We start from the raw sequence: 10619 nt of genomic DNA, 5'->3' as shown, positions 1-10619 counted from the left end.
CTTCCCATCCCGAACAGGACCGTGAAACGACTTTGCGCCGATGATAGTGCGGATACCCGTGTGAAAGTAGGTCAGCGCCAGGCTCTTATACCCAGAACCCCCAAGCCCTAAAAGCTTGGGGGTTTTGCTTTTGCGGCGCGCGAAACGATATCGCCCTTGCAAGCCGGTGCAAATGCCGGCGGGCGCCAAATGCCCTTGGGGCCCCACCATCGAGTTTCGATGCAGCCCTTACCGGCGCCTTGTAAAAGCTCAAGGCCAGATCCGGCCGATTCCCTCATATTCTTGCTGCATTGTGCCGAAATAGGCCCAAATGTATCCGGCACGCCTTTCGCTCCGTAGTGGCTACGGGGACGGCACACCTGCTGTCCTACTGCTTTCCGGAGATGACCATGCCAATGATTCGACCGCGAAATGTGATTGCAGCCGGGGCACTCGCTGTGTTCTCGATCTCGGCTTTCGCGCAAATGACGCCGGGTCCGCGCGATCCGTACACTCAAGGAGCTGCCACCCCCAGCAGCACATACGGTCCGACCAATCCGAATACGAGCGGCGCCCGCGCCGGCGACAAGTTCGACCCCTACACGCAGGGTGCGGACCGTTCAACCAGGCAGGATCTTGCGCCGCAACAGCAGACCTACCAATCACCGGCCCCGTCGTATCAACCTGCGCCAACCGCCGGCATGGAGCCGGACCGTGTCGGTGCCTCCGCGTATCGCGGTGACATGCGTTGGAACGGTCCGATGCTGGGCAGCCGACTGGGTCCCCGCAATCGTTTCCTCGATGGCGCATGACGCGGCGACTTTTGCCGGCCGCCGAAACAGCAATCCCCGCCGTCGGCGGGGATTTTTATTGAAGCGATACCACGTCGCGCCGCCAGAATCACTGTTCCAACCACGCAAAACACTGTCCCGCCAGCGAGCCACGTCGCCCGCTTACCCTTCCATTTCCACGCAATCGTTTCGGATTCCCCCGCTCAGATGAAGTATTTCGCTTCATTACAGCCAATTTTCTGTCATCCTGATTTATCTCCGAACTGGTAGCATAATGGCCGGCGGCAGAAATAGGCAGCATGCTTATTGAACTGTTTGCCAGGCAAGCGGCTCAAATGCTGCATTGCGGTAAATTGGCGGCTCACCTTGGAGGAGGGAGCGGCCGACGCCGGAGCGTTCCTACGGACGCTGGATTGTGTAAAAGACGCCACAATAGAATTGAGCGTCTGCAGATGTTGGTGAAAACGATTATTGTTGTCGATCGACAAGACGATGCCCGCATAGATCGGTGCACGGCCTTACGCGCGCAACAGTAGTCCCGATAATCGAAGATCGGGCAGGACATTTGAGAGTACGGGGAGCAGGGTTGTCCATCGGGCGGCCCTGTGCCGGACGCGCGCGCGGCGTGGCCGGTGTTCAGTTTTTCCTCCAGGCCGGCGAAGCCGGCGAAAGCAGGGGCCCATGGCGACTATCCGTTGAGCCGTTATCCGATACGTGCCTGATCCAGGCACGCCAATTGCGTCCACGCGCGCCGTGGCGCCCGCCTGGCTTTGGCCGGCACCAAGAAGAACCAAATTCGTTTCATCCTCGAGGAAATCGCTATGCAAGCAATGCGCGCCAGGCGTGCTTTGATTCCAGGCATGCTGGCTCTTGCCGTGACGGCTCTGACCGCCTGCGGCAAGAAGAACGAAGCCCCCGCGGCCCAGACGCCTGAAGTGAAAGTTGTCACGCTGAAGGACGAAACCGTCACGCTGGATACGTCCCTGCCCGGTCGCACCCTGCCGTACCGGATCGCCGAAGTTCGCCCGCAGGTCAACGGCATCATTCAGAAGCGTCTGTTTGTCGAAGGTACCGACGTCAAGCAGGGCCAGCAGCTCTATCAGATCGATCCGTCCACATACGAAGCCACCGCGAAGAGCGCCGAGGCGACGCTTGCGTCGTCGAAGCTGCTGGCTGAACGCTACGGCCGCCTGGTCGGTGACGAAGCGGTCAGCAAGCAGCAGTACGCCGAAGCCCAGGCATCGTATCTGCAGTCCAAGGCGACCGTGGATCAGGCGCACATCAACCTGCGCTACACCCGCGTGCTGGCGCCGATCTCGGGCCGCATCAGCCGATCACTGGTGACCGAGGGTGCGCTGGTTACCAACGGGCAAGCCAACGCGCTGGCCACGATCCAGCAGCTCGACCCCATCTATGTGGATGTGACCCAGCCGTCGGCTTCGATCCTGCGCCTGCGCAAGGAACTTGCCAATGGCCAACTGCAGGGCGCCGGTGCCAACGCCGCCAAGGTGTTGCTGCAACTCGAGGATGGCAGCACCTACGCCGAAGCCGGCCGGCTGGAGTTCTCGGAAGTGGCGGTGGACCAGAGCACTGGATCCGTGACGCTGCGCGCCGTGTTCCCGAACCCGCGCAACGAACTGCTGCCCGGCATGTTCGTGCACGCCCGCCTGGCTGAAGGCGTGAGGCAATCTGCCATCCTGGCGCCGCAACGTGGCGTGACGCGTGACCTGAAGGGGCAGCCGACGTCGCTGGTGGTCAACGCCAACAACGAAGTGGAACTGCGCGTGCTCAAGACCGACCGCACGATCGGCACCAGCTGGCTTGTGACCGATGGGCTCAAGGCAGGCGACCGTGTCATCGTCGAAGGCCTGCAGTTCGTGCGCCCCGGCGCCAAGGTGAAGGCTACCGAGGCCACTTCGGCACAAGCGGGCGCGGCTCCGGCCTCTGCTCCGGCTGCTGCTTCGGCGCCGGCCGCCAAGTCCTGATCGGGACCGACGCATAAGGATTTGCCATGTCTAATTTCTTTATCGAGCGGCCGATCTTTGCTTGGGTGATCGCGCTCGTGATCATGCTGGCCGGCGTGCTGTCGATACGATCGCTGCCGGTTACGCAGTACCCTGCCATCGCGCCGCCCACCATCGCCATCGCCGTCAACTACCCGGGCGCCTCGGCGCAAACCGTGCAGGACACGGTGGTGCAGGTGATCGAGCAGCAGCTGAACGGCCTGGACCGGTTGCGCTACATCTCGTCGGAATCGAACTCCGACGGCAGCATGACCATCACGGCCACGTTCGAGCAAGGCACCAACCCGGATATCGCGCAGGTGCAGGTCCAGAACAAGCTGGCCCTGGCGCAGCCACTGTTGCCGCAGGAAGTGCAGCAACAGGGTATCCGCGTGACCAAGTCGGTGCGTAACTTCCTGATCATCGTCGGCCTGATCTCGACCGATCCGGCCACCACGCGGGAAGACCTGTCGAACTACATCGTCTCGAACCTGCAGGATCCGATCTCGCGGACTTCCGGCGTGGGTGACTTCCAGGTGTTCGGCTCGCAGTACGCCATGCGGATCTGGCTCGACCCGGCCAAGCTCAACAGCTTCCAGCTGGCGCCGCTGGATGTCAGCAACGCCATCAAGGCGCAGAACGTCCAGGTGGCCTCGGGTCAGCTCGGTGGCCTGCCGGCGGTGCGCGGGCAGCAGCTGAACGCGACGGTGATCGGCAAGACCCGTCTGCAGACCGCCGAGCAGTTCGGCGACATCCTGCTGAAGGTGAACCCCGATGGCTCGCAGGTGCGCCTGCGCGACGTGGCTGAAGTGGGTCTGGGCGGCCAGGATTACTCGATCAATGCGCAGTACAACGGCAAGCCCGCATCGGGTATCGCCATTCGTCTGGCATCGGGCGCCAACGCGCTGGAAACGGTCAAGAACATCCACAACACGCTGAACCAGCTGGAGCCTTCGTTCCCGCCGGGCATCAAGGCGGTGTTCCCGTATGACACCACACCGGTGATTGCCGACTCCATCCAGGAAGTGGTCAAGACGCTGCTCGAAGCCATCGTGCTGGTGTTCCTGGTGATGTACCTGTTCCTGCAGAACTTCCGCGCCACGCTGATCCCGACGATCGCGGTGCCGGTGGTGCTGCTGGGCACGTTCGGCGTGCTGGCCGCATTTGGCTACACGATCAACACCCTGACGATGTTCGGGATGGTGCTGGCCATCGGTCTGCTGGTGGACGATGCCATCGTGGTGGTGGAGAACGTCGAGCGGGTGATGTCCGAGGAGGGGCTGGGGCCGAAGGAGGCCGCCCGGAAATCGATGGGCCAGATCCAGGGTGCCCTGGTGGGTATCGCGCTGGTGCTGTCCGCCGTGTTCCTGCCGATGGCGTTCTTTGGCGGTTCCACCGGCGTGATCTATCGCCAGTTCTCGATCACGATCGTCTCCGCGATGGTGTTGTCGGTACTGGTGGCGCTGATCCTGACGCCGGCCCTGTGCGCGACGATGCTCAAGCCGATCGAAAAGGGGGATCACGGCGAACACAAGGGTGGCTTCTTCGGCTGGTTCAACCGCAGCTTCATCCGGTCCACGCAGAAGTACGAGCGTGGCGTGGTGGGCATCCTCAAGCGGCGCTCGCCGTTCCTGCTGGTCTACGTGCTGATCCTGCTGGCGATGGGCTTCATGTTCACGCGGATTCCGACGTCGTTCCTGCCGGAAGAAGACCAGGGCGTGCTGTATGCCCAGGTGCAGACGCCGCCGGGTTCGTCGGCCGAGCGGACGCAGACCGTGCTGGACCAGATGCGTAACTACCTGCTCAATGACGAAGGCAAGATCGTGGAGTCGCTGTTCACGGTGAACGGCTTCAACTTTGCCGGTCGTGGCCAGAGTTCGGGTCTTGCGTTCATCCTGCTCAAGCCGTTCAAGGATCGCGAAGGCGATGCCACGAGCGTGTTCGACCTGACCAAGCGCGCGCAAGCCAAGTTCAGCACGTTCCGCGACTCGCTGGCCTTTGCCTTCGCGCCGCCCGCGGTGCAGGAGCTGGGCAATGCCACGGGCTTCGACTTCTACATGCAGGACCAGGCTGGCCTGGGCCACGAGGCGCTGATGGAAGCGCGCAACAAGTTCCTGGCGCTGGCCGCCAAGAACCCGGCCCTGCAACGCGTGCGTCCGAACGGGTTGAACGACGAGCCGCAGTACGTGCTGGACATCGATGACGAACGCGCCCGGGCGCTGGGCGTCTCGCTGTCCGACATCAACAGCACGGTGTCGATCGCGTGGGGCTCCAGCTACGTGAACGACTTCATCGACCGTGGCCGCGTCAAGCGCGTGTACCTGCAGGGTCGTCCCAACGCGCGGATGAACCCCGAGGACCTGAACAAGTGGTTCGTGCGCAACGACAAGGGCGACATGGTGCCGTTCTCGGCGTTCGCCACCGGCAAGTGGGGGTATGGCTCGCCGAAGCTGCAGCGCTACAACGGCGTACCGGCCGTGGAAATCCTGGGCGAGCCGGCTGCCGGCAAGAGCTCGGGCGAGGCCATGGCCGCGGTCGAGGAAATCATGAAGCAGATGCCGCAGGGCATTGCGTACTCGTGGACCGGCCTGTCGTACGAAGAGCGCCTGTCCGGTGCGCAGGCACCGGCGCTCTACGCGCTGTCGCTGCTCGTGGTGTTCCTGTGTCTGGCCGCGCTGTATGAAAGCTGGGCGATTCCGTTCTCGGTGATGCTGGTGGTGCCGCTGGGCGTGATCGGCGCGCTGATGGCGACGCTGGCGCGCGGACTGTCGAACGACGTGTTCTTCCAGGTGGGTCTGCTCACCACGGTGGGCCTGTCGGCGAAAAACGCGATCCTGATCGTCGAATTCGCCAAGGACCTGCATGACCACGGCAAGGGCGTGGTCGAGGCGGCGGTCGAGGCCTGCCGCATGCGTCTGCGTCCGATCATCATGACGTCGCTGGCGTTCATGCTTGGCGTGTTCCCGCTGGCGGTGTCGCAAGGCGCAGGCGCGGGCAGCCAGCACGCCATCGGTACCGGTGTGATCGGCGGCATGATCACTGCCACGGTGCTTGCCATCTTCTGGGTGCCGCTGTTCTTCGTCGTGGTGACGTCCATCAAGGAGCGGCGCCGCAAATCCGGACCGTCCTCCCAGGAAACGGGAGCCCAAGCATGAGAAAGACGCTACTTTGCATGGCCGCCGTGGCGGCCCTGGCCGGCTGCAGCCTGATCCCGTCGTATGAACGGCCGGCCGCGCCGGTTGACGCGGCCTATCCGCAGGGCGACGCCTACGTCACCGCTGGCGGCGATGCGCAGGTGGCCGCCGCGGCGGAACTGGGCTGGCGCGACTACTTTGCCGATCCGCGCCTGCACCGGCTGATCGCGGTTGCGCTGGACAACAACCGCGACCTGCGCGTGGCCGCGCTCAACGTCGACGCGTATCGCGCGCAGTACCGCATCCAGCGCGCCGACCTGTTCCCCGAGGTGGGGGCGACCGGCCAGGGCACGCGCCAGCGCGTGCCGGCCGACCTGTCGACCACCGGCCGGAGTGTGATCAGCAGTCAGTACGGTGTATCGCTGGGCACCACGGCGTGGGAGCTCGACCTGTTCGGCCGCCTGCGCAGTCTCAGCGAAGCGGCGCTGGAACAGTACTTCGCCAGCGAGGAGGCGCGCCGCAGCACGCAGATCGCACTGGTGTCCAGCGTGGCCAACGCCTATCTGACGCAGCTTGCGGACGAAGCGAACCTGCAGGTCACGCGCGACACACTGGGCGCGTTCGAACGCACGTACAACCTCACGCGGCGCAGCTTCGAGGAAGGCATTGCATCGCGCCTGGACCTGCGCCAGTCGCAGACGCAGGTCGAGAACGCGCGTGCGCAGCTGTCGCGCTATACGCGTCTGGTTGCGCAGGATGTCAACGCGCTGCAACTGCTGCTTGGCGCCGGCATCCCGACCGACCTGCCCGCAGGCCTGCCGCTTGACCAGAAGCTCGTGGCGGAAGTGCCGGCCGGCATGCCGTCTGACCTGCTGCAGTACCGTCCGGATATCCTGGCGGCCGAACATCGCCTGAAATCGGCCAATGCCGATATCGGCGCGGCGCGCGCGGCGTTCTTCCCGCGTATCGCGCTGACGGCCTCGGGTGGCACGGCCAGCAACCAGCTCTCCGGCCTGTTCGCTGCGGGCTCGGGTACCTGGCTGTTTTCGCCGCAGATCACGTTGCCGATCTTCACGGCCGGCAGCCTGCGCGCGAGCCTGGATTACGCCAAGATCCAGAAGGACATCAACGTCGCCACGTACGAACGCACCGTGCAGTCCGCGTTCCGCGAGGTGGCCGATGGCCTGGCCGCGCGCGGCACGTTCACCGATCAGGTGGCGGCGCAGGTGCGGCTGGTCGAGGCCAGCTCGGACTACTACCGGCTTGCGGAAGGGCGCTACCGTACCGGCGTCGATAGCTACCTGACCGTGCTCGACGCGCAGCGCCAGCTGTTCACGGCGCGCCAGGCGCTGATCGAGGCCCGCCTGAACCAGCTGACCAGCGAGGTCAACCTGTACAAGGCGCTCGGCGGCGGACTGAACGAGGCCACCGGTGCGCCGGCGCCCGATGCCGGCACCACCACGGGCAGCACGTCCAACGCCAGCAAATCGGCGTCCTGAGCCCGCCTGCGGCAGCGTCCGCAGTCATGAAAGAGGCAGCTTCCGGGCTGCCTCTTTTTTTGTTTCCGCCATACCCGGGCAAGGGGCAAGGGGCACGCCGAGTCGCCTGGGCGCGGTAGCGATTCTCGCTGCCAGTTTCCGTTTTGGATTTGCCGCCGCCGCGCATATGCTGACATTCGACGATGCGCAATGGTCAGCATGAAGCGAGGAGCACGCCATGGCCCTATCCGCCATCCACGCCGCGGCGGTCACGTTTTGCGGCGACCCATTCCTGCAGGACCTTGCGACGTGCCTGGTGTACGAGCCCGATGCCATGATCGTGATCGATGCCGGTCTGGTCATCGACTTCGGGCCGGCCAGCGCCGTGCGTCAGTCGGCTACCGGCAGACACACCGGTGGCCCGCTATCCCGATGCGATCGTCAGCGCGGGGTTCATCGACACCCATGTTCACTATCCCCAGACGCAGATGGTGGCCGCGTATGGCGAGCAACTGCTGGACTGGCTGAACAAGTACACCTTCGTGGCCGAGCAGCAGTTCGTGGAGATCGAGCATGCACGGCACGTGGCCCGCGTGTTCCTGCGCGAACTGCTGCGTGCGGGCACGACCACGGCCGTCGTCTATTGCACCGTGCATCCGCAATCGGTGGATGCGTTTTTCGAGGAATCCAGCCGGTTCAATACGCGCATGATTGCCGGCAAGGTGCTGATGGACCGCAACGCGCCGCCCGCCCTGCTGGACACCGCCGAAGCCGCCTACCGCGACAGCGCCGCGCTGATCGGAAAATGGCACGGGCAGGGGCGCCAGCACTACTGCATCACGCCGCGCTTTGCGCCGACCAGTACCGATGCCCAGCTGGCCGTGTGCGGCACGCTGCGGCAGGAGTATCCCGATACCTATGTACAGACGCATCTGTGCGAAAACCTGGCCGAGATCGACTGGGCCATGTCGCTGTTTCCCGATCGTCAGAGCTACCTCGACATCTATGCGCACGCCGGCATCGTGGGAGACCGGTCGGTGTTCGGCCACGGCATCCATCTGACCGAGCAGGACTTCTGTCTGTGCCACCAGACCCGTGCGGCGCTGGCGCACTGTCCTACGTCGAATCTGTTCCTGGGTAGCGGGCTGTTCCGGCTGTTCGATGCGAAGCAGTCGGCGCGGCCGGTGCGCGTGGGCCTGGGTACCGATATCGGTGCCGGCACCAGCTTCTGCCAGCTGCAGACGTTGAACGAGGCCTACAAGGTGGCGGCGATGAACGGCACCCGGCTGCATGCCATTCAGGCGTACTACTTGGCCACGCGCGGCGGTGCAGAGGCGCTGTGCCTGGCCGATACGATCGGTACGATCGCGCCCGGCTTCGACGCCGACCTGGTCGTGCTGGACCGCAGGGCCACGCCGTTGGTGGCATTCCGCAGCGGCTACTGCAACGACCTCGTCGAACTGCTGTTCGTGCTGATGACGCTGGGCGACGACCGGGTGGTGCGCGCCACATACGTGGCCGGCGAGTGTGTCTACGACCGCGACAGGGGCTGCCATTCGACCAACCACACGTGGGACGATGCGTTCCGCTACCACGCGCCGTCCGCGGCGGGTATGGCGCCGTAGCCGCCGCCTACAGCGTGGACTTGCCGAACAGGCTTTCGAGCAGTTCCACCACCAGTTCGGCCGTCTGGTTGTGCACGTCGCGGGCGGGATTCAGTTCGAGCACGTCCAGCGAGCCGAGGGCGCCGGTATCCTCGATCATTTCCAGGGCCAGATGGGCCTCGCGGTAGGTGGGGCCGCCGCGCACGGGTGTGCCCACGCCGGGCGCGATCTGGCTGTCGAGAAAGTCGACGTCGAAGCTGACATGCAGGTGCGTATTGCCGTCGATGCCGGCCAGTACGTGCTCCATCGTCTGACGCATGCCGTTCTCGTCGATATAGCGCATGTCGTAGACCGTCAGGCCCAGTTCCCGCAGCCGCATCTTCTCTTCGGCATCGACGCTGCGGATGCCGATCTGGCGAATCTGCTGCGCCGATACGGCTGGCGTGACACCGCTGAGCGCGGTTAGCGGCGCCGGCCCGTCGCCGCACAGGCAGGCCACGGGCATGCCATGAATATTGCCGGTGGGGCTGGTGCTGCCGGTATTGGCGTCGGCGTGGGCGTCGAGCCACAGCACCATCAGGCGCTTGCCCTGTTCGCGGCAATGGCGCGCGGCCGCACTGACCGACCCGATGGCCAGGCAATGATCGCCCCCCATCAGCAGCGGCATGTGGCCGGCGGCCAGCGTGGCATAGGCGGTCTCGAAGACCTGCTCGTTCCACGTCAGCACCTCCTGCAGATGCCGCATGCCGTCCACTGGCGCCTGCCACGGATTGCCTGGCCCGTTCAGGTTACCCAGGTCAGTGACCTGCAGCCCGTTGCGTGCCAGGGCGCCGGCGATGTCGGCCACGCGTAGCGCGTCCGGGCCCATCGAAGCACCGCGAATGCTCGCGCCCACGTCGGTGGGCGCGCCTATCAATGTGACTGGCTTCATGCAATCTCCCGATGGCTGGATGTCGCGCGATGGTGCTTCCGCTTCAGGCCTGCGTGCGCCGTTGTGGTTCCCGTTCGTGCAGGAATTGGGTAAATGTTTCGCGTGGCGGCGCGATGCCGTGTTCAACCAGCATCCGCCCGATGCTGCCCCGGTGGTAGCCGCCATGCTGCAACACATGCATCAGGATTTCCTCGCGCGACATGTTGCCGCGCTGCGCGTCGGTGAAGACGAACGCAATCCGCTCGGTCAGACGATCGGCTGGTAACTGGTCGACATAGTCGACGTACCACTGGTCCAGTTCCGCCACCTTGGGGCGCAGTTGGTCGAGCGGCGGGATCTCCGGAAAGTTGGGCGCCGCGAAACCATGCGCGGTGCCGGTCAGGTGACTCTGAAAGATCCGGTCGACGACATGGATGTGGCATAGCAGCCGCATGATTTCCCGTTGCGCATCATCCGGTAGCCGGGACAGCTCCTGACCCAGCAGCGTATAGAGTTCGGCCTGGCTCCAGGCCTTGAAACGGAACAGCGAGAGGAACAGGTTGGGGGAAGCGGTCATCGCGTGTCTCCTGTGATGCACCTGTGGCCGGTATGACGAACTTGCGGGCACCCATCATCGCACCGATCCAAAACCGCATCGTAGGAACGCCAAAAATCTTCTGCGGAACAAATTGCGTCGCCCTATAATCTGAAGATCATTGA

The 10619-nt window shown here is 64.3% G+C and carries 6 protein-coding genes, 1 rRNA gene and 1 pseudogene; 6 read left to right on the top strand and 2 right to left on the bottom strand.

The features are described from left to right. The 6 genes and pseudogenes from rrf to guaD form a co-directional block, all read left to right on the top strand. A 5S ribosomal RNA gene (gene rrf, locus CYJ10_RS35365) occupies positions 1-83 on the top strand; the annotation flags it as partial. 306 nt (positions 84-389) lie between these two features. Beyond that, on the top strand, positions 390-791 hold the full coding sequence (locus CYJ10_RS31320) for an endonuclease (RefSeq protein WP_101685328.1): 402 nt from the start codon (positions 390-392) through the stop codon (positions 789-791). A gap of 800 nt (positions 792-1591) precedes the next feature. Then, positions 1592-2755, top strand: coding sequence for an efflux RND transporter periplasmic adaptor subunit (locus CYJ10_RS31315; RefSeq protein WP_101685337.1), 1164 nt, complete (start codon positions 1592-1594; stop codon positions 2753-2755). A gap of 26 nt (positions 2756-2781) precedes the next feature. After that, positions 2782-5928 (top strand): efflux RND transporter permease subunit, encoded by a 3147-nt coding sequence (locus tag CYJ10_RS31310; protein ID WP_101685327.1) that lies wholly within the window; start codon positions 2782-2784, stop codon positions 5926-5928. Continuing rightward, positions 5925-7406, top strand: a complete 1482-nt coding sequence (gene adeC / locus CYJ10_RS31305) for an AdeC/AdeK/OprM family multidrug efflux complex outer membrane factor (protein WP_101685326.1) — start codon at positions 5925-5927, stop codon at positions 7404-7406. Before CYJ10_RS31310 ends, adeC begins: the two co-directional genes overlap by 4 nt. Positions 7407-7623: 217 nt before the next feature. Further along, a pseudogene (gene guaD, locus CYJ10_RS31300) lies at positions 7624-9010 on the top strand (guanine deaminase). A 7-nt stretch (positions 9011-9017) separates the two neighbouring features. Here guaD and rocF read toward each other — a convergent pair. After that, positions 9018-9920, bottom strand: coding sequence for an arginase (gene rocF / locus CYJ10_RS31295; protein WP_101685325.1), 903 nt, complete (start codon positions 9918-9920; stop codon positions 9018-9020). Between the two features lie 43 nt (positions 9921-9963). After that, positions 9964-10476 (bottom strand): DinB family protein, encoded by a 513-nt coding sequence (locus CYJ10_RS31290; protein ID WP_101685324.1) that lies wholly within the window; start codon positions 10474-10476, stop codon positions 9964-9966. Positions 10477-10619: the final 143 nt, after the last annotated feature.

The sequence above is a fragment of the Cupriavidus pauculus genome (assembly GCF_002858765.1).
Taxonomy (GTDB): domain Bacteria; phylum Pseudomonadota; class Gammaproteobacteria; order Burkholderiales; family Burkholderiaceae; genus Cupriavidus; species Cupriavidus pauculus_B.
Note: the sequence above shows the minus strand (reverse complement) of the source record. Positions and strands in the feature narration are given on the sequence as shown.

Bases quoted from the DNA above. Each gene is read 5' to 3' on its own strand.
- CYJ10_RS31320 (WP_101685328.1), top strand. From the start codon at position 390: ATGCCAATGATTCGACCGCGAAATGTGATTGCAGCCGGGGCACTCGCT.
- CYJ10_RS31315 (WP_101685337.1), top strand. From the start codon at position 1,592: ATGCAAGCAATGCGCGCCAGGCGTGCTTTGATTCCAGGCATGCTGGCT.
- CYJ10_RS31310 (WP_101685327.1), top strand. From the start codon at position 2,782: ATGTCTAATTTCTTTATCGAGCGGCCGATCTTTGCTTGGGTGATCGCG.
- adeC (WP_101685326.1), top strand. From the start codon at position 5,925: ATGAGAAAGACGCTACTTTGCATGGCCGCCGTGGCGGCCCTGGCCGGC.
- rocF (WP_101685325.1), bottom strand. From the start codon at position 9,920: ATGAAGCCAGTCACATTGATAGGCGCGCCCACCGACGTGGGCGCGAGC.
- CYJ10_RS31290 (WP_101685324.1), bottom strand. From the start codon at position 10,476: ATGACCGCTTCCCCCAACCTGTTCCTCTCGCTGTTCCGTTTCAAGGCC.